Here is a 23734-nt window from a genome sequence, read left to right as displayed (position 1 = left end):
TCTAACTTTTTGGGTTCAGTTCACTTAGCTGGTCTGTTTTTAATCCGCCTCGATTTTTACAGATCCTGCTGCTGTTTCCCCGCTAATCTGTACATTTCCGTTCCCTAAAGTAACTTCTTTATTTTCTTTCCCGAAAATCTTTACATTTCCTGCATGAGAAGAACCTTTTACAACGGCATCTTTCGGTACTTCCAGAAGTTGAATATCGACATCTCCTGCTGCTGACTCCGCATCAATACTATATTGCGGGTTGTGCTGCGTTACTTCTATTCTTCCTGCTGCCGTCTCTGCACGCACTTTCCCCTCTACTTTATGAAGAACAATCTTTCCCGCACTAGATGAAGCTTTTATCTTCTGCGCTTTCATTTGCTCCATTTCCACATTCCCTGCTGCTGTATGTGCAGATATATCTTCACTTTGAATATCTTGTACTTGGATCTTTCCTGCTCCTGTCTCTAATTCAATTTTATTGTATACGCGTTCAGGTACGATAACTGTTAAGCTTTCATTTTTAAAACTAAATGGTGAAAAAGAAAAGTCAAATATATGTTTCGTTTTTGTTTTCACTTCTACTTGCAGCGTTTCGCCGTTCTCATTTATGTCTAACTTTCGTTTTTCCTGATCACCGCTATACCGAACTTCAAATGAATCAGTTTTTCCTTTTTCAATCACAACATCTCCTACATCTCTGTCAACATGGATGTTTTTAATTTGCTCATTTTTAAATTGTTTCTGTTCCAATTCCTTTGCTTCTGCTGACCCAGTCACAGATTTCATAAAAAAGGCTGATCCTGTAAAAAATAACCCGATTCCTCCAATCGCAATACAAACAAATGCTATGAATACAATTTTCCTCATCTCATCTACTCCCCTTTAATTACTTTCAAATTCCAATTGGCGTATTTGACAAAAAGCGTTTTAAACCAAATTGTACAATAATACGCACCAATCCCTAAAAGTAAACCAATACCGAAGAGTATAATAGAAGCAAATACATCAGATAAAATAAAAATTTGAGCAAAAATAATTTTTGTTAGCAAAAGTAAAGGTGATAAAACAAATACAGTACTAACCATCCAAAGTGCGAAAATAAGACTTCCAATCGTTAATAACGGAGCTAACATAATAACCAAGTTTAGAAAGCTAAGTCCAATGATTGCTACAATCGCTCTTGTTACATTCGAAAAAGTTGGATTATGCTTCACCTGCTCTAAACGATGGGACGCTAACGTCTCCTTAGCGATTGTTTTAGGTGAACCAAGTGCTTTTATAATTTCCGTTTCTGTTTTCCCTTCTTCTATTCCAAATTGAAAATGTTCCTCGTAATCATATAAAATATCGTTTCGTTCTTCTTCTGGCAGCCTTCTAAGGTGTTCTGATAATTCATGAAGAAATTGTTCTTTAGTCATTTGCTACACCTCTTCAATAATTTCTTGTACTCCCCTTGCAAAATCACGCCATTCTGTCATAAGCGCATAGAGTTGCTCTGCACCTTGATTTGTTAACTGATAATATTTCCGCGGAGGTCCTTCCGATGATTCCTTTAAATATGTCTGAAAGTACCCTTCATTCGTTAACCGACGTAACAATGGGTACACTGATCCTTCTGATATTAAAAACTTATTTGAAATTTGCTGAACTAATTCATAGCCATAGCAATCTCGTTTCCTTACAAGCGCAAGAACACAAAGCTCCAATACACCTTTTTTAAATTGAACATTCAAAGGCAATCCTCCTTCCCATTCAGTACTATTTAATGCAAGGTACTTTATTAACCATAATATACCATTCAGTACTGAATATTACAAGGTACCATTGCCATTTTTATAAACAAAATGAAAATTATGTAATTTTTATCTCTCCCGCCTGATTGAAATATAGATCTTATCACCCATTAATACGGGTGATAAACAAACTACTCACACTTGTTCCTCCATAACCAAACTGTAATCGTTGGCATATAAAAATTTTAAAGGGATTTCTATCTTTCCTAAGGAGGTATCTCAATCATGTATTCTTTTCATCCACCCAAAGTCGTATTTCCCAATCAAAGCAATCCCTACCCTTGCTTTCTTCCTTCAATGGTTTCATATTCATCAATTCAGAATCCATTTTATCCTTTAGATTATATGAAATCAGTTCCTGTTTCATCACAAGCCCCGTTTCCTTTTCAGATTCAATCCAAGGAAGAAGCAACGAGAGGATCATGGACTCCTTTTCCTTGGGTTGAAAAATACGCATACGCTTTTGCAGGACCTTATAATAAAGCCGAAGTCGCTCTCACATTTGATGACGGTCCCGATCTCATATATACTCCACAAGTATTAGATAAGTTAAAAAAACATGATGTAAAAGCTACATTTTTTTTGCTAGGTGAAAATGCCGAAAGATATCCTGAAGTTGTAAAACGAATTGTTAATGAGGGACACATTGTGGGGAATCATACTTATAATCATCCTAATTTAATAAAAATAAGTGATGCGCAATATCATGAACAGATTTTAAAAACAGAAAAAATACTACAAAAGCTAACCGGCTACTCCCCTAAATTCATCCGTCCGCCTTATGGCATTATAAATGAAAATCAAGTTAAGTGGGCTACTGAACAAAACTTTATGATCATTCAATGGAGTGTGGATACGTTAGATTGGAAAGGCTTAAACACCGTGGAAGTTACTAACAAAGTATTAGGAAATACTTTCCCTGGAAGTATTGTCTTGCAACACGCTGCACCAGGTGGGAAACTGCAAGGTTCTGTAAACGCCCTTGATCAATTTATTCCTGACCTTACATCTAAAGGTGCACGCTTTGTGACTCTTCCAAAAATGTTTAATACTTCAAAACAGAGGAAATAACATTTCTATAAAAGGAGTATTTTGTTTAAAAAGCCGATTTTTTATTGACAACATACACGCACTTTTTAACTTCACACCACATAATGTAATGTAAATTCGCCGTGAAATTTACAACTTTTGCTCTCATTGTTTGTTTCCTCATCAAAAGGAGGAATATAATATGGGTTTTGATGGTGGTCGTGGAGGCTTCCGTGGCGGATTCGCCTTAATAATTGTGTTATTTATCTTATTAATCATAATCGGTTGCGCTTGTTGGGGCGGCGGATATGGTGGTGGATACGGCTACGGATGCTGCTAAGAGAAGGCACTCAATTTGAGTGTCTTTTCTTAGTGAATCAATACTTCCCTGTACATACTACAAACAGGCTACCTCCATGAAATCACATCTTGTAGCCATCTTTCCTCTTCAAGGATAAGCAGTTAGCTTTTGCTAGCTGCTCTTTTGTTTTTATTGGGTTACTACATAAACTTCTTCTGCGTATGAAGTGTATTTTAAATAATGCCTAATTGAAAAAAAGTCGTTTCTACGCTTATTCAATATCAACTCATTCAATCTGTTAATTTCACAAACATTGTGATGAGTAATTTCACCTAATTCCTTAAATTGCTTTACTCCTTCTCTCCATTTGACAATTACAACATCTCCCTTTTGTAACTGTTCAAATTGCTCTTGTGTTTCATGTTTCGTAAATTTCATATCCATCCCCTTTCCAATTGGACACATTTACCAATATTTTTTCTATAAAATTCATGTTATGGTAATTTAGTCTAGTACGTCGTTACTTGACAAAATACCTTTAGAAGCCCCGTTGATAAGCGGGGTTTCCTTTGCTAAAAAATGAAATTTTTGTTCACGATATCGTAAAATTTAACATACACAGTTGTATTAATGTATATGTTAAAATCATTACATAAACCAATTAATAATCCTTGTTCAAAAACCCCGCAAGCCCTGACGCCCCCTCATCCAGTCAGGGCTTGTTTTATATTAGAATAAAGTTTTTATTAACCAACTTTGTACGCTTTACAAACCCATTCTTCCGGAAAACTATCATAAAAATGTTCAATTGCTGCACCTAAATCACACCGATCATTATCATAGCTTCTTTCATGTACTAACAATCTGTTTATTCCTCCTTACTACTAAAATAGCGTTTTTGTTTATTTTTATAACTGCTAATCCTTTGCTCCCATTTACATTTCAAAAGTATAATATAGTAAAATGTATTTAACAGTTAAAATACATTGAAAATAGGAGGTTGACGTATGAATAAAAGACTTAAGATATTAATGAAATTTACACCTTTCCTAAGTTTGATTTTCATCTTAACAGGATTAGTTATGGCAATATTAGGTGCACTAGATCATAACCTCAAATTATTTACTGGTTCACTATTCCTAATTGCACAAACTGTCCTTGGAATAACATATTGGATGAGGTTTAAAAAAATTGGCTTCTAAACCCTATAACGCTTAGTACTAGCTGAAATGTTAAAGTATATCTACTGAACATTTCAGCTGTCACCTTCTATTCAAATAAGGATTTTGTTATAAATCACTCGTATTCATACGCTTGTCCAAATTCTTTTGTATTTCAAACAGTTCGCTAATATCAAATGTCTATTCCCATATTAGCGATAACATTGATAGAAGATCTATCACTGAATTTGAAGCATACATAAATGACATTTGGGAATGAAGTTTATTTTTGTGGGTGAATTGTGGGTAGATGAGCTTTATCATATTAAAAGGTGTTTAATACACAAAAAGAAAAAGACCCCGATACCAGTAGTATCAAGGCCTCTCACTCTTAGTAAAGAGTCATATATTGATCGCGTTCCCATTGGTGAACTTGTGTGCGGAACATATCCCACTCAATTTCTTTTGCTTCGATGAAATGCTCAAGTAAATGTTCACCTAATGCACCGCAAATGATTTCATTTGATTTTAATTCATTTAATGCTTGTGCTAATGTAGCTGGTAAGTCAATGATACCTGCTTGTTCACGTTCTTCTGGTGTCATTACATAAATATTGCGATCTACTGCAGGTGGTACCGCTAGTTTATTTTTAATTCCGTCAAGACCTGCTGCTAATAATACAGCCATTGCTAAGTATGGGTTTGCAGCTGGGTCAACGCTACGTACTTCTACACGTGTACTTACACCGCGAGATGCAGGGATACGGATTAATGGACTACGGTTTTGCGCAGACCATGCTACGTAACAAGGTGCTTCATATCCAGGTACTAAACGTTTATAAGAGTTTACAGTTGGGTTTGTTACCGCTGTAAAGCTTGATGCGTGTTTCAAAATACCTGCGATGAAGTGGCGAGCATCGTCGCTTAATTGTAAATCACCGTTTTGATCATAGAATACGTTCTCACTACCTTTGAATAGTGATAAGTTACAGTGCATACCAGAGCCGTTTACACCAAATAGTGGTTTTGGCATGAATGTTGCGTGCAGACCGTGTTTACGCGCAATTGTTTTTACAACAAGTTTAAATGTTTGGATGTCGTCACACGCTTTAATTGCACTTGCATATTTGAAGTCAATTTCGTGTTGTCCTGGTGCAACTTCATGGTGAGATGCTTCGATTTCAAAGCCCATTTCTTCAAGTTCAAGAACGATATCACGACGGCAGTTTTCTCCTAAATCCATCGGAGCAAGGTCAAAGTATCCACCGTTATCATTTAATTCTAATGTTGGATTTCCTTTTTCATCAACTTTGAATAAGAAGAATTCTGGTTCTGGTCCAAGATTGAAATCACTAAATCCTAATTCTTCCATTTCTTTTAACATACGTTTTAAGTTGTTACGTGGATCACCATCAAACGGCGTGCCGTCTGCATTGTAAATGTCACAAATTAGTCGCGCTACTTTTCCTTTTTCAGCAGTCCACGGGAATACTACCCATGTATCTAGGTCTGGATATAAGTACATGTCAGATTCTTCAATACGAACAAATCCTTCAATAGAAGATCCGTCAAACATCATTTTGTTATCTAGAGCTTTTGTTAACTGACTAACTGGAATTTCTACGTTTTTAATACTTCCTAAAAGATCCGTAAATTGTAGACGGATATACTTTACATTCTCTTCTTTCGCCAAGCGGAAAATATCTTCTTTTGTGTACTTTGCCATTTTAAATTCCTCCTTAGTCCCTCTAAACATGTTCAAAATTATCAATCATTAATGAAAAAACCTTGAAATATCACCTTGTCGTAAAGACGTTCGATTAAATCTGCCTGTATGTTGCAGTTCATCTCGAAGAATTTTACGAAGCTCAGATTTCGAAATTTCTTTCACTTCTTCTCTTACTTGTATTACTTCTGATTGATTTTCCTTCATTTGTAGTACTTGCTTAATACCAGCCATGTTTAAACCTTGATCTAACAAATCTTTAATTTCTAACAATTTATCTACGTCGTTAAATGAAAATAATCTACGATTTCCTTTTGTACGGGTTGGGGAAATCAATTTATGTTCTTCATAGTAACGAATTTGACGCGCAGATAACTGTGTTAAATCCATAACTATACTTATCGGAAACAGCGGGGCAGAACGTCGATCTTGTTGTGTCACTTCAGTTCCTCCTTCGCCTTAACTTGATTCTCATTTTATATCATGTTATGTATTGTGTCAACAGATGTTAGCTTTTCTTACATGATTTTTTAAAAATTTTTTTCACTCTTAATTAAAATATCTCAATTACCTACTTATATACAAAAAAAGCTACCAAAATTGGCAGCTTTCATTTAAGAAATTACTAATAGATTTTTTTCAATAAGCGCATCAATAGCAGAACAAATCGCAATCTTCACATGCGAATATGTTAAGCCACCCTGCACATACGCAACATAAGGCGGACGAATCGGTCCATCTGCTGATAATTCAATACTCGCACCTTGAATAAATGTACCTGCAGCCATAATCACATCATCCTCATATCCTGGCATATAATTCGGATACGGCGTAAAATGCGAATTAATTGGTGATGCATATTGAATCGCTTGGCAAAATGCAATCATGCGTTCTTTATCATCAAATTGAACAGATTGTATTAAATCTGTTCGCGGTGCATTCCAAGTTGGCGATGTATTCATACCAAGCTTTTCTAAAAAGGCTGCTGTAAAGATTGCACCTTTTAACGCTTGACCAGCAACATGAGGCGCTAAGAAAAACCCTTGATACATCTCTTGCAAACTATATAAAGATGCACCAGCTTCTGCTCCGATACCTGGAGATGTTAAACGATATGCACACGCTTCTACATATTGCTCTTTCCCAACAATGTAACCGCCAGTTTTCACGATGCCGCCACCTGGATTTTTTATAAGTGAACCCGCCATCAAATCTGCACCGACATGACATGGTTCAAGCTCTTCTACAAATTCTCCGTAACAGTTGTCTACGAACACAACAACATCATGCTTAATTTCTTTTACAAATGCAATCATTTCTTTAATTTCAGCAATTGTAAATGATGGACGAGTTGCGTATCCCTTCGAACGTTGAATACCAATCATTTTTGTATTTTCATGAATCGCCGCTTGCACTGCAGTAAAATCGACACGTCCCTCTTCCGTTAAAGCAACCGCCTGGTAACCGATGTTATACTCTTTAAATGAGCCAACACCTTTCCCGCGAACACCAACGATTTCTTCTAACGTATCATACGGCTTCCCGGTTATATATAACAATTCGTCACCAGGGCGTAAAATTCCAAATAACGCTGTAGAAATTGCATGAGTTCCAGAAATAATCTGCGGCCGTACAAGACCTGCTTCTGCTCCAAACACATCAGCATACACTTTTTCTAACGTATCACGACCGATATCATCATAGCCGTATCCTGTTGTCGGAATAAAGTGTGAATCACTAATTTTATGACTACGAAAACTTTCTAACACACGAAATTGATTACTTTCAATTACTTCATCAATACGTTTATGTATGTTTGTAATTTGCATTTCAACTTCTTTTACAATTGGAGCAATCTTTTCCCCATTCTTCAATCGATTAAACATCTTCTTTCTCTTCTCCTTTTCTTGCTGAATATCTATTGATTTGTCCGTTTAGCGGAGAATGAGCAAAAATATACCCTGTACATTCGTATGCTTGCTTCTCTTCCTGAAACGCCATTTCTGTTAATACTGTTTCTGTTCTTAAAAGCGTCAACAATCTACCTTCGCTTACCGGAATCATTAATTCATATGAATCCATCCGCTTCATCATTTCTATTTCTACAACTTTTTTTAATTTCTCTAAATCCGCCGCATCAAAAGCACTCGTCATAATAAAATCATTGTTTGGGAATGGGATGAAGTTCGGATGTAACTTATCTTTTTTATTGTACACTGTAATCATCGGAATTTGGTCAAACTCAAGATCTTGCAGTAATTTTTTCACTGTCTCCTCATGCCCAATGTAATTTGGATCAGCTGAATCGATAACATGCAAAATAACATCCGCTTCGTTTACTTCTTCTAACGTGGAACGAAACGCCGCGACTAACGATGTCGGTAAATCTTGAATAAATCCAACTGTATCTGTTAATAACACTGTATACCCACACGGCAACTGCATTTTACGCGTCGTCGGATCAAGTGTGGCGAACAGTAAATCTTCCTCAAATGTATCAGCAGCCGTTAACCTGTTAAATAACGTAGATTTCCCAGCATTTGTGTATCCAACTAAAGAAACTTGAAAAACCTGATTTTCTTTACGACGTTCACGATATCTCTTACGGTGCTCTACCACACCAGAAAGCTGCCTTTTAATCTCATCGATACGAGAGCGAATATGACGACGATCTGTTTCTAACTTCGTTTCCCCTGGACCTCTTGTACCAATCCCACCGCCAAGGCGAGATAAAGCTTGTCCTTGTCCCACAAGACGAGGCAACGCATATTGGAGCTGCGCAAGTTCCACCTGTAATTTACCTTCTCTTGACTTCGCGCGCTGAGCAAAAATATCTAATATAAGCTGTGTACGATCAATGACTCTCGCGTCTAACTGTGCTGATAAATTTCGAATTTGACTTGGTGTTAATTCATTATTAAAAATGATAACATCTGGTTCTAGTTCTTCTGCAAGTAGAGAAAGTTCTTCTAACTTTCCCTTCCCAACATACGTTGCCGGATGAAACTTAGAACGCTTTTGCATCGTTGAAACCAACACTTCTGCTTGTGCTGTTTTCGCTAATGATGCTAATTCTTCCATCGATTGTTCGAAACGTTCATTATCATCTTGCGGCAATTGACAGCCAACTAGTATCACTTTTTCTTTTTCTTCTATCAAATATACTCACTCATCCTTTTCGAAAATTAAACCTTCTAATATAATAGCAGAGTAAGAACATTTCATCTAGTTAGTGAGGGAGAATTTCATGGCATGGGATTTATTTAGCATCATTGGTACAATTGCATTCGCTTTAAGCGGAGCAATCATCGCAATGGAAGAAGAATACGATATTTTCGGGGTTTATATTTTAGGAATGGCAACCGCATTCGGGGGAGGAGCACTGCGTAATTTATTGATCGGCTATCCAATTGATGCGTTTTGGAAACAAGATATGTTATTTGAAATCGCAATCTTATCAATGACTATTATATTTTTATTCCCAAACAAACTCATCAAACATTGGAAACGCTGGGAAAATATTACCGATGCAATCGGTTTATCTGCTTTTGCAATTCAAGGTGCATTATATGCGAAAAAACTAAATCTACCAATTAGCGCAACCATTGTCGCAGCTGTACTAACAGGAATTGGCGGCGGTATTATTCGTGATTTATTGGCACGTCGTAAACCACTCGTACTACGAGCTGAAGTTTATGCATTTTGGACGATTTTAGCTGGATTTTTAATTGGAGCTAAAATTGTTACAAGCGACTGGGCATTCTATGTTTTATTCGTTCTTATCGTATGTTTCCGTATGATTTCTATTCATTACAAATGGCATCTACCACATCGTAGTGCAGAAAAGATAGAACATTTCAGTGATAAAGCGAAACTTTAATCAGCGAAGTAGTCTTACTATCAACGAATAACGGCATAAATAACAGATCAATCCTTTACTTCTGTAAAGGGTTTTTCTATTTTACTCCGTCCTAACCATATGTGAAATCTTAATTAATAGCGCTGACCATCCATAAAGACAAAAAAATACCACTAATAGAAGTTGTACTTTATTGCATGTTTTTTGTACTTATCCGTAAATACTATTTCTTAAAGAGAGGTGAGATAAGTGACAAAACATGTAAATAAAGGTGCACAAAGAAGCTCCGTAGATCAATTTGGACATGATTTAAATTCCGCTCACGAAAAAAGTAAAAAAATGGGGAAATATCATAGAGCGTACCAACGAAAAGTCAAAGAAGATTAGGAGTGATATTGGATGGCAAAAGGAAACAACAAAAGCAATCGAGGACAACACAGTAGCGTTAATCCACAAGGAATCGCATCAGATGTAGCAGATCAAAGTCCAAAAAGTAAATTAGAACAACGCGCAAAAACAAAGAATACAAAATAAAGCACAAAGCGTAACGCTTCGGGCTTTATTTTAAACAATTTATCCCGCATTAACGGGCAGTAAAAGCCCGATTGGTGAGAGCTTTCCATCAGCGGGGATAAAGCCCCCACCGATGGAAGCTTCACTTTATAAACCATGCACTTCTTCTTCAAGCGTTAAATCACTACTTGAAATTGTAAGTAAATCGTATTTATCATACGCTTCTTCCTGAAGTAATCTCATCGCTTGTGTACGAATGGATTTTTCCACAATATTACGAACATAACGTCCGTTACTAAAAGAAGTAATCTGCGATGAATATTTTACCGCATTTAAATGCTCACGAAGATTCCACTCCGCCTCTTTTGATAATTGATACTCCCGTTCATCATACATACGTTTTCCGATTTCTAATAATTGATTGACCGTGTAATCAGAAAACTCAATAATGAAAGGAAAGCGAGATTGTAGCCCTGGATTTAGTGACAGAAAATGGTTCATCTCACGTGAGTACCCTGCTAAAATAAGCACAAAAGCGTGCTGCTTATCTTCCATATGTTTAACAAGCGTATCAATCGCTTCTTTTCCAAAATCTTTTTCGCCGCCGCGCGCAAGCGAATAGGCTTCATCAATAAACAAAATCCCCCCCATTGCTTTCCGAATAAGATCACGTGTTTTCTGTGCAGTATGCCCAATATATTCGCCAACTAAGTCCGCTCGTTCCGCTTCAACTAAATGCCCTTTCGATAGAACATTCATTTCAAACAATAATTTCCCAATCATTCTAGCAACAGTTGTTTTCCCTGTTCCTGGGTTACCTTTAAACAACATATGGAGGACTTGCTTCTCTGATTTTAACCCCATTTCTTGCCGTTTTTTATTTACATAAATCCATGCATAAATTTCCTTTATAATTTTTTTAATTTCCTGCATCCCAACAAGCTTGCTCATTTCTTCTTCAATCCGTTGCAACATTTCATGTTTTGTAACAGTTTCACTTGAAAGATTTGGCTTTTGTTCTGGCGAAGAAGCAGAAATTTTCTTTCGGTGATTTAGCACAATGTTAATTTGATTATTATTCTTCTTTCGCATCGACTGTTCCATACAATCACCTCACCTTTATCATTCCATTGACGATTATTGTCAAAATTTGCGCTTTCCCAAGAAATAAACCTTTTCTGAAAATTTTTGGTATAATGTAAGAAAACTAGGGTGGTGGGATTATGACAACAAAAGAACTTGATGATACAGTACAAGCTTTCTCTGCGTATTTAATCAACAAGGGACGGAAGCCTTCAACTATTAAGCGATACGTCTATGACATTGAAGATTTTGTTCATTGGTTACAAAAGAACAAAAAAATTTCTTCTAATAATATATGGCGGACTCTTTGTACAAAAGACTATGAAGATTATTTTTCAGACTTAAAAATGAAGCGTCATTACTCCGAAAAAACAATGCACCGTGTTTTTATTGTGTTAAATCGACTATATTATTTTTTAAACCTACCTAGCCCACTAAAAGATATGGAACTTGTTATACAGCCAGATCGAGCATTGCGAGATGAAGACTTCATTTCAACACGAGAGGAACAGCGTTTAAAACACATTTTAACTTCTTTAGAAGGACTTTCAGACAAACAACGTCCTGTACGTCCGTTACTCATGGATCGAAACGTATGCATTATTATGATTTTGCTTGATTACGGTTTATCGTTACAAGAGCTCGTTTCACTAAATATGCACCACGTTCATTTTGAAAATAATACATTATCTATTCCCGCTGTATCTGGAATAGAACGAATTATTACATTAACAGAAGAAGATAAAAAAAAGCTATATCATTACTACAAGAAAATTCCCGAACCCGTACGTCCAAGATACCATAGCACAGATCCATTATTTATTGCTTTTGATTTTAACCGAAATACATTTCGCTGGGTATACGAAAATGACGCCCCAAAAGCATTAACGGAAATCGCTGTACAAAAAATGATTCGGCTTGAAGTTGCACGCGCCGGGCTGCGAAAAGGAATTTCTGGTCAACATTTAAGAAATACATTTATTTTACGCCTCATCCAAAACCATGTTCCAGAACAAGAAATTATAAAACGAATTGGTTTTAAATCAAAGATTTCATTAAAAAGATATTATAACTATGCAAAACAAAAAGAAAACGCCTCATAATAGGCGTTTTTGTTATTTTTCATAGAAACGGCTCGTTCTTCCATCCCATTTTATATACTACTTGCATCTACTATGATAGGTTTTTAACTATCCCTTTCAGGAAGGAGACTTTCAATGTCTAATTTTAAAGATAACCAGAAAAAAATCTCAAAACCTTATTTTCCAAAACAACCTCGCCGACTTCCAGCTGTTCATTATACCCCTAATCGAGAATCGTACGGCACCCTTTTTTCAAAAGCATTAAGTGACTTAACTGATATAATTCCATCTGCATTTTCAAACCCATCACAATATAACACGAAAAAACTTATAAACACCTTAAAAACAATAAAGGGGGGTCTGAAACGTTTAAGCTTAACACTTTCACAGCAAGAAACTGGCATTGCGATTGTCGAAAATTTAATTACTATTTTGAACGAGAAACCTTTTGCAGCAAATACAGTATATATTGAATTACAAAATTTACTCAACTTTTCACTGCATATTACAAAATTATCCATGATGAATCATCATGAATTCGAAAATATCATTGAACAAACAGAGGAATTACAAGTAACTTTATTACAAATTACGCCAATCGGAATGAATGGCCAATTTCAAAGTAAACAGGTTCTTCTAGATCAACTGGAACCTCTCGTTCAATCAGATATCCTCGAACAACCAGAGCTTCTCGTTCAATCAGATACTCTCGAGCCACAGGAACTTCTTGTTCAATCAGATATTCTCGAACAACCGGAGCTTCTCGTTCAATCAGATACTCTCGAGCCACAGGAACTTCTCGTTCAATCAGATATTCTCGAACAACCGGAATTTCTCGTTCAACCTGAGCTTCTCGAGCAAACAGAGTTTCTTGTTCAACAGGATATTCTTGAGCAACCTGAACCTCTTGTTCAATTAGATATGCTCGAACTACTAGAGCTTTTTGTTCAATCAGATATCCTCGAACTACTAGAGCTTTTTGTTCAATCAGATATCCTCGAACAGCCCGAGCTTCTAAATCAACCAGATACTCTCGAACAGCCCGAGCTTCTCGTTCAATCAAATATTTCTGAACAATCTGAACTTCCCGTTCAATCAGATACCCTCGAACAGCCCGAGCTTCTCGTTCAATCAAATATTTCTGAACAATCTGAACTTCTCGTTCAATCAGATACCCTCGAACAGCCCGAGCTTCTTGTTCAATCAGATATTTCTGAGCAACCTGAACTTCTACATCAACCAGATATTTTCGAACAACCCGAGCTTCTTGTCCAACAGGATATCCACGAACAACCAGATATTCTCGAGCAACCGGAGCTTCTTGTTCAATCAGATATCCTCGAACAGCCTGAGCTTCTAAATCAACCAGATACTCTCGAACAGCCTGAACTTCTCGTTCAATCAGATACTCTCGAACAACCCGAGCTTCTCGTTCAATCAGATATTTCTGAACAAACTGAACTTCTCGTTCAATCAGATATTTCTGAACAAACTGAACTTCTCGTTCAATCAGATATTTCTGAACAAACTGAACTTCTCGTTCAATCAGATATTTCTGAGCAACCTGAACTTCTACATCAACCAGATATTTTCGAACAACCGGAGCTTCTTGTTCAACAGGATATCCACGAACAACCTGAACCTCTAAATCAATCAGATACTCTCGAGCAACCGAAACTTCTAAATCAACCAGATATTCTCGAGCAACCGGAGCTTCTTGTTCAATCAGATATCCTCGAACAACCTGAACTTCTCGAGCAACAGGCTCTTCTTGATCCATCAGAACCTCTTGTTCAACAAGCTCTTCACGAACTACTAGGATTTCTGGTTCAATCAGATATTTCCGAACAACCTGAACCTCTTGTTCAATCAGATATTCTCGAACAGCCCGAGCTTCTAAATTAACCGGATATTCTCGAACTACTAGAACTTCTTGTTCAACCAGATGTTCTTGAACAACCGGAGCTTCTCGAGCAAACAGAACCTCTTGCTCAATCAGATATTCTTGAACAACCGGAGCTTGCAGTTCAACAAGATATTCTCGAACAGCCAGATATAGCTCCTCACCATCAAACGGTGTAATCTTTTTAGCTTATATATTCATTAAAAGATTTCAAATTAAGATTCCTATATATTTTGAACACAAAAAAAGAGCGAATGATTCGCTCTTTTTGCTATGCACAATTCTGTACTATTCTAATTCAATTGAAACATTCTTTTGTGGAACAAATGTAGAAATAGCATGTTTATAAATAAGCTGTTGCTTACCTTCCGTTTCCAACAGTACAGTAAAATTATCGAAGCCTTTAATCAGACCACGAAGTTGGAAACCATTTAATAAGTACAGCGTGACAAACGTATTCTCTTTACGGAGTTGGTTTAAAAATTGATCTTGAATATTGATTGATTGCTTCATGTCGAATCCTCCTCTTTTTCTCTACTTACTTATTATTCGACTTAAGTTGTAGCTTTCCTTCTATATACTCTAAAATTTCTATGGTTTTTTCACCACTTGTAACGTCAAACCAATTAACATCCATTTTATTACGGAACCAAGTTAACTGCCGTTTGGCGTAGCGGCGTGAATTTGTTTTCAAAGCCGTCACGGCTTCTTCTAACGAAGTTTTCCCTTTAAAATGCTCATACAATTCTTTGTAACCAATGGCTTGAATAGATTGACAATCACGAACTCCATCTTCATACAAATGTTCAACTTCAGCTAATAAACCTTGCTCCATCATAATATCTACACGTAAATTAATACGACTATATAATAAACCTCGATCCATCGTTAAACCAATTAAAGCAACATCATAAAGCAACTCATTTTCCTGTTGTTCTAATTGATCGCTCATCGTCTGTCCCGTTGCATGAAAAATTTCTAAAGCACGAATGACACGTCTTACATTGTTTGGATGAATTCGCTTTGCACTTATCGAATCAACCTCTTCTAACTTCCTATGTACATACTCTACACCATATTCCTCCGCCTGTTGTTCTAACTGTTTACGATATACAGGATCTCCCGGCTCGTCAGAAAATTGGTAATCATATAATACCGATTGTATATATAAGCCTGTTCCACCAACAATAATAGGAAGTTTACCACGTTTTGTAATATCTGCTATATGACCACGCACAAGTTCTTGAAACTCAGCAACGGAAAATGAGTCTTCTGGATTTTTTATATCAATCATATAATGCGGGATTCCATCCATTTCTTCTTCTGTAACTTTCGCCGTACCTATATCCATATTGCGATAGATTTGCATTGAATCGCCACTAATAATTTCTCCATTTAACGCTTTTGCCAGTTCAATACTAAGCTTTGTCTTTCCAACTGCTGTTGGTCCAATAATAACAATAACTTTGTCCCGTTTTTCTTCTCCCATATACTTCAACTCTCTTTATGTAAAGTTATCCATCTGCTTATTATATCCAATCTTACCAATTTTAATAGTCAAAATGCAAGTTATCTTATTACGGTAATTGAAATTACATATATTCGTTAAAAATATAATCTATTTTGCATGTTTTGTCCAACCACTTCATATACATGTTAAAAATGAAAACGGAGATGATACTATGAAAGTTGGACAAGCTACTATTGATTTTTGCTCATTACTAGAGGATTTAATTTTAGCAACAGCAACAAAAGAAAAAAATTGCTCCCAGGAAGAATTATACTTCGCACTAAATTGTTTACTGCGCTCGTTTCATACGATGCTTGTAAGTGATGAGACAGATGCTAAAACAACCGAATATACACAAACACAATTTTGCTCTGCATATAACATCGTGACAGGTCGAACGATATATCCATTCTAAATCAAATCTCTGCTTTAAATTGTTTAACCAGTTCAGCTATGACTGTTTTTTAGAGATTTCAGGTTCATCCTCCCCTCCTGCTGCTTTATAAATATAATTTATAATAATATTGACTTCTCTTCTCTAATTTCCGTTTTATCCATCAGTCTTTCATTTTATAATGAATTTTCATTCATATTAGCGGGGGAATCATCATTCCATCGAATACTTCTCTTACCGTTACCCTCACTGCTTCTGCAAATATTATGTTGGTGAGAAAATTAACAAATAAAAAAACACTTCAATAAAGAAGTGTTTTTTATTCGTTTATAATGATGCTTGATAAATCTCTAAAACATCTTGTTTATTTAGCTTTTTAAATTGCCCAAATTCACCATAAACCATTGCCTTTTCAGCCATAATATCAATTTGATCTTCACCTATCTCGTAATCAGCTAAGCGAGATGGCGCTCCAATAGATGTCCAAAATTGACGCAATGCTTCAATTCCTTCCAATGCTATATCAACATCAGTTTTACCTTCTGTTTGAACATGAAATACTCGAATTGCAAATTGTTTAAAACGATCTACGTTTTCATGTAAAACATGTTTCATCCAATTTGGGAATAAAATTGCTAAGCCGCCGCCATGCGGAATATCATACACCGCTGAAACAGCATGTTCAATATTATGCGTTGCCCAGTCTCCACGTACGCCCATAGCCAAAATACCATTTAACGCCATTGTACCGCAATATAAAATCGTTTCACGGTGCTCATAACTTTCTAAATTATGCAGCAGCTTCGGAGCTGTCTCAATAACCGTTTGTAAAATAGATTCACAGTATCGATCTTGCAGCATTGTATTCGTACCTTGATGGAAATATTGTTCGAGTACGTGCGACATAATGTCAACGATTCCATAAATTGTTTGGTTGCGCGGTACAGATACTGTGTGATTCGGATCTAAAATAGAAAATTGCGGGAACGTCACTGGACTACCCCAGCCATACTTTTCGTTTGTTTCCCAATTTGTAATAACAGAACCTGCATTCATTTCAGAACCTGTTGCCGCAAGAGTTAACACTGTTCCAAAAGGCAATGCTTCTTTTGCAATAACTTTTTTCGTAACAAGATCCCACGCATCTCCATCGTATTTGCTGCCGGCCGCAATAGCTTTTGTGCAGTCTATTACACTGCCACCACCTACAGCTAATATAAACTCGATATCATTTTCTTTACAAATTTGAACTCCTTTGTTTACTGTTGATAAACGCGGATTAGGTTCGACACCACTTAACTCAAAAATTTCTGCATTCATTTCTTTTAGTATAGATATCACGTTATCATAAATTCCATTTTGCTTAATACTTCCGCCACCATATACGAGTAAAACTTTTTTCCCATACTGTGGCACCTCTGTTTTTAATTGCTCTAATTGACCTTTTCCAAAAATAAGCTTTGTTGGATTACGAAACACAAAGTTTTGCATACTTCTCATCCTTCCTTAATAAAAGTAGCTATACTTTTATATATCATATATTTAGCTTTTCACAAAAATATTTGCTTACACAAAAAAAGAATCTCAGCTAAAACTGAGACTCTTTTTAATAATAAGGTGAAATCATTAAGTATACGATAACACCTGAAAGACTTACATATAACCAAATTGGCATTGTCCAACGTACAATTTTACGATGACGTGTCAGTTGGTTTGTAAATCCGAATACTAAAGAAAATAATGCAAGCGGTACAATAATAGCAGCAAGGAAAATATGCGTAATTAAAATAAAGAAATATACATATTTAATGATTCCTTCTCCGCCAAAGTGCGTTGCTGGTGCTAAATAATGATACGTTAAATACGAAACACAAAATAACAATGTAGTTGTAAATGCTGCAAGAATAAATCCCCTATGTAGATTCACATTCTTTTTAATAATTGAAAACAATGCTGCGATTAAAAACACAAATGTAAAACTATTAAAAATCGCATTTAACATCGGCAAAATTTTTACATCAAAATGTACTTGTCCTTTGTAACCAACCGGTCCAAAAAATAAGAACAAAATAATTGCATTGACGACCACAGAAAGCGTTATTACAACAGGAGCATAGCTCTTCTGTTTAACAGAACGATCAGTCAAATTGTTCACTCCCTCATTCTTCTTAAAGTATATAGTAGCTTCATTATTTTAACATATTATCAACAGTGTAAATGTGACAAATGTTTGAAATAATTATATAAAGTGAAACTTTCATCAGTGGGGGTCTTACTGCCCACGAATAGCAGGATAAAAATAGAAAATCCTCCTTAAGTTTTTTACCACTTAAGAAGGATTGTACCGTTTCACATTAAACATTTCAAATTGTAACGTCTATTTTAGTTTTTATTTAAAAACATATCAGTATACGCTTGAAAAATCTCAGTTAATTGAAAAGTTATAAGAGACATTGCTGTTAATGAAAAGAATCCAATTAATAAGAAACGAATCCACATACGAATCTCCTCCTTGTATCATTTATTTAAAATCTAAATGACAAATCGGATTACAGTGGTCGTCTCCTTCTTTTTTCTTTACAACAGCAGTAATATAACGAATAAAGAAAATAACGATTAAAGGGAAATATACATGTTTTATATTTGTTTGCTTTAACGATATTTTCCCTTGTACGTCGGATGGGGACGTTAAAGAGAAGTCAGCGCCATTCATTTGTGCATATAAAAAGACGAATTGGAGACATAATAAAATATTTACAATTGAAATGATATCTTCCCAGTCAGTTGTACTCAAAAAATTATATACATCTAGCACATATTCCTCCAACGTTACCCCTCCCTTCCTTTTTCACTATTTTCCTCGTGTTGGTATAAAAAGTCAAGAAAAATATTTTATATTCACTATGACAATAGGGATTACATATAATAGCATTCCCCTTATCGCTTGATCTCCACTCAGCCAATATAGAAATTCATTTCCTTCATTTCCTTTACTTCCCTTATTACACATAGTATATTTCAGCCTCTCATCAAATAAGAGTGATTATTATTAATTACATATATGCCTAGAATACAATCATTTTAATAAAAAGGAAAAATCCCTATCACTCATACATCTTTTTTGAATAATAATTTATAAATTTTTATATTATGGCATAATTTCGAGGAGTTGACGGCTAATCATCTATGTTCCACGCTAACGGGTTGGGAATAACAATTTATTCCCCTGCTGACGACTGACGAAGTCGAAAATTTTTTTGGGGTTGGGGTGATCTTATGAAAAAGATAATTGGATTAAGTTTTATTCTATTTTCCAGCATCACATTATCCGGATGTTCAACTATAGCAGAAAATTCTTTGAAAAAAACGGGAAACGGAAGTATTAAATTATTAACACCAACGATTACAACAAAAGATAATCAATTAGAATTTATGACTGAGGGAATTGATGAAAATAAAGTGACCTTTATTTTTGTTGCCAATAAAAAAGTATTTGAACAAAAAATAAAAGATGATGAATCCTACAAACTTAACATTAAAGGTATCAAAGATGCTCATAGGACGGACTACAAGCCAAAAGTTCAACTTTTGCAAACTAAAGATGATACTGAAAATGGAGACATGGTAAACTTTAAACAAGTTAGATATACAGTTGAAAAAGATTAGTTTTATAGTTATTTAAATTCAACTTGATGAACAAAAACACCAATTCACTTGTTAATTTCTATTTTTTCCTTTTGACGTACCGCCCCATCGCTATCAAGTAAGAAATACGTTCTTCTCCAAAACGAAAAAAATGAACTAAATTTCTATGGACAACTATGAAAGGATGAAATTTCCGTTTTGGAGATACTTCAAAATCTTAGATTGATGGGCATGGAGTCTCGCCCACATTTTAACGAAAACATACGCTAAGACAGTTTCTAAAAGTGAAATTTCATCTTTGCTACTGTAAAAAAACAACTAGCCCCCACACGAGGTACTAATTGACGTAAAATTCGAAAGGGGAATCGACATTCTGGAAATTTTCTTGCTATCACGTTAAGTGATATCAAAAACCTCTTATGCTCTTCTTCGATCTTTTTTGAAAAATGACATCTAAAATAAAAACGAAATCTTATTAGATCTCGTTGGCTTCTCAATATAATTTAAATACTCGATTTTATGTATCAAATTTTAGAACAACACGAGCACGTAACGATCTACCTTGCACTAATATAAATAGTTTATTACCCACCTATAATCTTTCGACTATAAACAAGCAGTTCGCTACTCATACTAATGGTTCGTTCGACCGTACAAAATACCTGTACAACCATATATAACCTTTCGGCTATATATGACCGTTAGCCTTATAAGAGCTAAATTGCTCTCTAAAGCCTGCGGCACTCAGCACGATCTTAGCTCGACCCTATCCGATAAGTTGGAACCTTACTGTAATCATAGCAGCTAGCGTACGACTACAATAAACCTTTTCCCCACCGAATAGAATCTTCTCTCCGACTGCATACAAACCACATAGTTTATATGAACTAATGACCTGTATACAATCTTTGACCGACCTATATACACCTCTGTTATGAACCATATATAGATCTGGGCTCAACCGTTACGTACCCGATACCTATATCATGAGCAAATTCATTTCAATGTATGTACACTATAATCATATGGTAATAATTTACAATTACTGTTAAATTCCAGTATATTTTTAATTTTTAGAAAATTTATAATTTTTAGTATTTACAAAATTAGACCCTTGATATATGATAAGTACAAGCAAAACATACATATCAAAAAAGAAGGTGAATCCAGTGGGATAGAGCAAGGCGAATGTACAAATGATGTACAGGGTATAACACCAAAATCTGTTGAAAAAGAGGGTGGTACCACCAGAGTAGTGGGAGGCGAAAGCGTATCTAGTATACGCTGGGTAGTAAAAATTTGCAATGAACAGAAAGGATTACGAATACCATGAATGAAGAAATAGTGTAAGCGACCTTGTGATTCCTAAGAGGATGATCGAGGTCGCTTACTGTTGTTTTATGAGCTTTTTTAACCAAAATCTAAAATTATCGGAATTTAATGTATTTAAGAGACTATTAAAAGTCCCCCAGTTAAATGTAACTTTAAAATAAAACTTGATTAAAAGCATCTTATAAACACGTATTTTAAAGCAAAAGAAAAAGATTCATTTTGAATAAAGTTTAATCAAAATGAATCCTTTTCTTTTCAAATGAACTTTCAGTTTTATAAAAAAGCTTGATTAAAACTCATTTAGAATTCTTTGATTAAAGAGATAAAGCATCGCAACTTTATTTCAAATTCACAACTAATAATTTAGGCCCTTTCTATATTTCTTTAATCTCATGCATTTACTTTTTTACGTTCTTTACCATATTATCTATTTCTTTTTGAATCTTTTTAGGTAACTTTTGAAAAACTAACTCATAAGAATGAATAATCAACTTCTCCCATAACTCTTTAGGAATATCAGCATCTAAATAAATGGAATTCCAGTGCACTTTATTCATGTAATATCCAGGGATAATACCTTCGTATGTTTCCCTTAAATATTCAGCACGCTCAGGATCACACTTCAATGATAGTATAGGCTTGCCTACTGAATCCTCACCAAACATAGCAAACATTTTACTTCCTACTTGATAACGATCTGCTTGCCATTCTATTTTATAATCATGAATTGCTCCAGGCTGATTTCGACAATAATCTTCTAACATATGTTTCTCCATAACTAGACTCCTTATGTAAAAATTTATCACCACTTTAATTGAAAAGATAAATCACCGCATCTTTTTTATAAACGTCGCAACTTTATTCAAAACTTCGCGTCTTTCTTATAAACATCGTGACTTTATTTCATATACATAACAATTACTCCTATCTGGGGTCCCGCCACATGCCCATCAACCTAATGTTTTAATATCCCCCCTAAATGAAAATTTTCTTTCTCTACAGGTAGTTACTCTGAGAAGTTAGCTCATTTTTCGTTTTGGGGGCATTTATTTTTCTTAAGTTGATGGATATGTATGGTGACCCCTAATAGCTGAGAATTAATTTTGTTATTGTCTCAAGTTTTTTGTAATCTGTATGCGAAAGCCCCCAACTTTGTGAACTAAGTCCGGGGGCTTTCGGGTTTTTATAAGTAATATGTATCTAATTATGCATTACTCTTTACGGTTTTTACATTTTGTGGTTTCTCATTTGAATTACTTAAAATTCCACTCACTTTGAAAGTGAAGGCAGACAGAAGAAACATAATGGTTGTAAATATGCTAATAGCCTGGAACCCATTATAATATGCGTATAAAAATCCTCCAAGAGATGCTCCTATAGTGGTACCGGCATACATGGCTGTATTAGTTAGTGCTGCTATTGTTCCTCTAGCAGTAGTAGATAGTGATTGTAACAGGCTCATAATTAATGGGAAAATTAAGCCTCCTAAGAAGAACATCAAAAAGAAATTTATTTGAACTATGGTAATGCTTGTAGAATATGGTAAAAAGACATAGAAAGCAGCTAATAGAATAATTCCATAAAATAAAGAACGTGATTGCCCAAGCTTTTTAATAATAATATTCCCCCAGAAACTACCGATAGTGTTTCCTAATCCTAAGATTAGCATAGCAACACCAAGTTGTGTCACATTTAACTGAAAGTCGTCAGATAACCATGTACCAAAGAATGAGAAGGCCGCAAAGTTACCTGTCTGAAATAAGAAATAAGCAAAAAATACTTTTGCCGCTTTAGGTTCTGAAAATAATGATTTATAACGATTCAAAATAGATTGTTGATTAGTTGTGCTAGCGTTTGGTTGAATACTAGGCAAGGTGAATCCAATAGCAAAGATAAGAATTAAAGCACATCCTGAAATTGTAAAAAATGGAATAAACCAGTTATATGATGCCAAATATCCACCTATTGGCAATCCTAACATTTGTGAAACTGATAAGCCTGCTGTAGCAACTCCCATACTTTTAATAATTTTTTGTGGTGGCACTAACATAGGAATAGACGCCCATACTTGAGGCGTAACAAATGCTGCACTGATTCCAGCAATAAAGCGAAATATTACCATAGACCAAAAATTAGGAGCTAATCCACACAAAAAGGTGGATGCGGAAAAAGCAATCATCCCATAAATCATTACTTTTTTTCGATTTAATCCATCAGATATTGGTCCTGCTATAAGTGCGAAAATAGCATAGCCCAAAGCATAGGAACTTACCATCCAACCTGAAATATCTGTTGAAACATGATATTGTTCTCTAAGCGTAGGAAGTAAAGGAGAAATTATAAAAGTATCAGTTCCAATAACAAACATGATAGAAAAAAATAAAGTTAACACTTTTTTCATAATAAAGAAACA

At 35.3% G+C, this 23734-nt stretch carries 26 protein-coding genes; 10 read left to right on the top strand and 16 right to left on the bottom strand.

Annotated elements, in window-relative coordinates:
* Positions 1 to 39: 39 nt before the first annotated feature.
* The 3 genes from AB1279_RS09215 to AB1279_RS09205 are packed head-to-tail and all read right to left on the bottom strand — an operon-like array spanning position 40 to position 1724.
* The gene (locus AB1279_RS09215) at positions 40 to 858 is read right to left on the bottom strand and encodes a DUF4097 family beta strand repeat-containing protein (protein ID WP_429758491.1); all 819 of its coding nucleotides are present in this window, start codon (positions 856 to 858) and stop codon (positions 40 to 42) included.
* A gap of 5 nt (positions 859 to 863) precedes the next feature.
* Positions 864 to 1409 (bottom strand): HAAS signaling domain-containing protein, encoded by a 546-nt coding sequence (locus tag AB1279_RS09210; protein ID WP_429758490.1) that lies wholly within the window; start codon positions 1407 to 1409, stop codon positions 864 to 866.
* Positions 1410 to 1412: 3 nt separating this feature from the next.
* The gene (locus AB1279_RS09205) at positions 1413 to 1724 is read right to left on the bottom strand and encodes a PadR family transcriptional regulator (protein WP_429748651.1); all 312 of its coding nucleotides are present in this window, start codon (positions 1722 to 1724) and stop codon (positions 1413 to 1415) included.
* Between the two features lie 285 nt (positions 1725 to 2009).
* On the opposite strand from AB1279_RS09205, the gene AB1279_RS09200 reads away from it, so the two are divergent.
* On the top strand, positions 2010 to 2855 hold the full coding sequence (locus tag AB1279_RS09200) for a peptidoglycan-N-acetylglucosamine deacetylase (protein WP_429758489.1): 846 nt from the start codon (positions 2010 to 2012) through the stop codon (positions 2853 to 2855).
* A gap of 160 nt (positions 2856 to 3015) precedes the next feature.
* On the top strand, positions 3016 to 3153 hold the full coding sequence (locus AB1279_RS09195; protein ID WP_429748647.1) for a YjcZ family sporulation protein: 138 nt from the start codon (positions 3016 to 3018) through the stop codon (positions 3151 to 3153).
* 150 nt (positions 3154 to 3303) lie between these two features.
* Here the strand turns inward: AB1279_RS09195 and AB1279_RS09190 are convergent, their stop codons facing one another.
* Positions 3304 to 3552 (bottom strand): hypothetical protein, encoded by a 249-nt coding sequence (locus AB1279_RS09190; RefSeq protein ID WP_429758488.1) that lies wholly within the window; start codon positions 3550 to 3552, stop codon positions 3304 to 3306.
* Positions 3553 to 4121: 569 nt separating this feature from the next.
* Between AB1279_RS09190 and AB1279_RS09185 the strand changes: the two genes are divergently transcribed.
* A complete protein-coding gene (locus tag AB1279_RS09185; protein ID WP_429758487.1) occupies positions 4122 to 4316 on the top strand; it encodes a hypothetical protein in 195 nt (64 codons plus the stop codon).
* Positions 4317 to 4665: 349 nt separating this feature from the next.
* Here the strand turns inward: AB1279_RS09185 and glnA are convergent, their stop codons facing one another.
* The 4 genes from glnA to hflX form a co-directional block, all read right to left on the bottom strand.
* Positions 4666 to 6000, bottom strand: coding sequence for a type I glutamate--ammonia ligase (gene glnA, locus AB1279_RS09180; protein ID WP_429758486.1), 1335 nt, complete (start codon positions 5998 to 6000; stop codon positions 4666 to 4668).
* A gap of 48 nt (positions 6001 to 6048) precedes the next feature.
* Positions 6049 to 6390, bottom strand: a complete 342-nt coding sequence (locus tag AB1279_RS09175; RefSeq protein ID WP_098311113.1) for a MerR family transcriptional regulator — start codon at positions 6388 to 6390, stop codon at positions 6049 to 6051.
* 224 nt (positions 6391 to 6614) lie between these two features.
* The gene (locus tag AB1279_RS09170) at positions 6615 to 7886 is read right to left on the bottom strand and encodes an aminotransferase class I/II-fold pyridoxal phosphate-dependent enzyme (protein ID WP_429748641.1); all 1272 of its coding nucleotides are present in this window, start codon (positions 7884 to 7886) and stop codon (positions 6615 to 6617) included.
* Positions 7879 to 9156, bottom strand: a complete 1278-nt coding sequence (gene hflX / locus AB1279_RS09165; protein WP_429761329.1) for a GTPase HflX — start codon at positions 9154 to 9156, stop codon at positions 7879 to 7881. The genes AB1279_RS09170 and hflX overlap by 8 nt, the downstream gene beginning before the upstream one ends.
* 91 nt (positions 9157 to 9247) lie before the next feature.
* On the opposite strand from hflX, the gene AB1279_RS09160 reads away from it, so the two are divergent.
* The 3 genes from AB1279_RS09160 (at position 9248) to AB1279_RS09150 (ending at position 10393) form a co-directional block, all read left to right on the top strand.
* Positions 9248 to 9880 (top strand): trimeric intracellular cation channel family protein, encoded by a 633-nt coding sequence (locus tag AB1279_RS09160; protein WP_377884058.1) that lies wholly within the window; start codon positions 9248 to 9250, stop codon positions 9878 to 9880.
* Between the two features lie 228 nt (positions 9881 to 10108).
* Positions 10109 to 10246, top strand: coding sequence for a hypothetical protein (locus AB1279_RS09155; protein WP_429758485.1), 138 nt, complete (start codon positions 10109 to 10111; stop codon positions 10244 to 10246).
* Between the two features lie 12 nt (positions 10247 to 10258).
* On the top strand, positions 10259 to 10393 hold the full coding sequence (locus AB1279_RS09150) for a hypothetical protein (protein ID WP_255258187.1): 135 nt from the start codon (positions 10259 to 10261) through the stop codon (positions 10391 to 10393).
* A gap of 126 nt (positions 10394 to 10519) precedes the next feature.
* On the opposite strand, the gene spoVK is transcribed toward AB1279_RS09150, so the two are convergent.
* Entirely contained in the window at positions 10520 to 11476 is a 957-nt protein-coding gene (spoVK, locus tag AB1279_RS09145; protein ID WP_429758484.1) for a stage V sporulation protein K, read from the bottom strand.
* Positions 11477 to 11595: 119 nt separating this feature from the next.
* Here spoVK and AB1279_RS09140 point away from each other — a divergent pair, with 119 nt between their 5' ends.
* Together AB1279_RS09140 and AB1279_RS09135 are read left to right on the top strand one after the other, a co-directional pair.
* Positions 11596 to 12558 (top strand): tyrosine-type recombinase/integrase, encoded by a 963-nt coding sequence (locus tag AB1279_RS09140; RefSeq protein WP_429758483.1) that lies wholly within the window; start codon positions 11596 to 11598, stop codon positions 12556 to 12558.
* Between the two features lie 114 nt (positions 12559 to 12672).
* Complete coding sequence (locus AB1279_RS09135; RefSeq protein WP_429758482.1) at positions 12673 to 14442, top strand: collagen-like repeat preface domain-containing protein; 1770 nt, start codon at positions 12673 to 12675, stop codon at positions 14440 to 14442.
* A 286-nt stretch (positions 14443 to 14728) separates the two neighbouring features.
* Here AB1279_RS09135 and hfq read toward each other — a convergent pair whose 3' ends face one another.
* Together hfq and miaA are read right to left on the bottom strand one after the other, a co-directional pair.
* The gene (gene hfq / locus AB1279_RS09130) at positions 14729 to 14953 is read right to left on the bottom strand and encodes an RNA chaperone Hfq (RefSeq protein WP_000813896.1); all 225 of its coding nucleotides are present in this window, start codon (positions 14951 to 14953) and stop codon (positions 14729 to 14731) included.
* A 25-nt stretch (positions 14954 to 14978) separates the two neighbouring features.
* Positions 14979 to 15929, bottom strand: a complete 951-nt coding sequence (gene miaA / locus AB1279_RS09125; protein ID WP_429758481.1) for a tRNA (adenosine(37)-N6)-dimethylallyltransferase MiaA — start codon at positions 15927 to 15929, stop codon at positions 14979 to 14981.
* Between the two features lie 193 nt (positions 15930 to 16122).
* On the opposite strand from miaA, the gene AB1279_RS09120 reads away from it, so the two are divergent.
* The gene (locus AB1279_RS09120) at positions 16123 to 16365 is read left to right on the top strand and encodes a hypothetical protein (RefSeq protein ID WP_336481266.1); all 243 of its coding nucleotides are present in this window, start codon (positions 16123 to 16125) and stop codon (positions 16363 to 16365) included.
* Positions 16366 to 16671: 306 nt separating this feature from the next.
* Here the strand turns inward: AB1279_RS09120 and AB1279_RS09115 are convergent, their stop codons facing one another.
* The 3 genes from AB1279_RS09115 to AB1279_RS09105 form a co-directional block, all read right to left on the bottom strand.
* A complete protein-coding gene (locus AB1279_RS09115) occupies positions 16672 to 17835 on the bottom strand; it encodes an iron-containing alcohol dehydrogenase (RefSeq protein WP_429758480.1) in 1164 nt (387 codons plus the stop codon).
* 115 nt (positions 17836 to 17950) lie between these two features.
* The gene (locus AB1279_RS09110; protein ID WP_429754264.1) at positions 17951 to 18490 is read right to left on the bottom strand and encodes a DUF420 domain-containing protein; all 540 of its coding nucleotides are present in this window, start codon (positions 18488 to 18490) and stop codon (positions 17951 to 17953) included.
* Positions 18491 to 18865: 375 nt separating this feature from the next.
* Positions 18866 to 19171, bottom strand: a complete 306-nt coding sequence (locus AB1279_RS09105; RefSeq protein ID WP_429748364.1) for a hypothetical protein — start codon at positions 19169 to 19171, stop codon at positions 18866 to 18868.
* Between the two features lie 449 nt (positions 19172 to 19620).
* Here AB1279_RS09105 and AB1279_RS09100 point away from each other — a divergent pair, with 449 nt between their 5' ends.
* Positions 19621 to 20010 (top strand): hypothetical protein, encoded by a 390-nt coding sequence (locus AB1279_RS09100; protein ID WP_429758479.1) that lies wholly within the window; start codon positions 19621 to 19623, stop codon positions 20008 to 20010.
* Positions 20011 to 21719: 1709 nt separating this feature from the next.
* Here the strand turns inward: AB1279_RS09100 and AB1279_RS09095 are convergent.
* Both AB1279_RS09095 and AB1279_RS09090 read right to left on the bottom strand, forming a co-directional pair.
* On the bottom strand, positions 21720 to 22097 hold the full coding sequence (locus tag AB1279_RS09095; protein WP_429758478.1) for an MmcQ/YjbR family DNA-binding protein: 378 nt from the start codon (positions 22095 to 22097) through the stop codon (positions 21720 to 21722).
* A 428-nt stretch (positions 22098 to 22525) separates the two neighbouring features.
* Positions 22526 to 23722, bottom strand: coding sequence for an MFS transporter (locus AB1279_RS09090; RefSeq protein ID WP_429758477.1), 1197 nt, complete (start codon positions 23720 to 23722; stop codon positions 22526 to 22528).
* Between the last annotated feature and the right edge of the window lie 12 nt (positions 23723 to 23734).

It is taken from the genome of Bacillus sp. S14(2024) (assembly GCF_050473785.1).
In the GTDB taxonomy this organism is placed as follows: Bacteria; Bacillota; Bacilli; order Bacillales; family Bacillaceae_G; genus Bacillus_A; species Bacillus_A yunxiaonensis.
The sequence above is the reverse complement of the archived record's forward strand: the minus strand, read 5'-3'. Positions and strand labels throughout refer to the sequence as shown.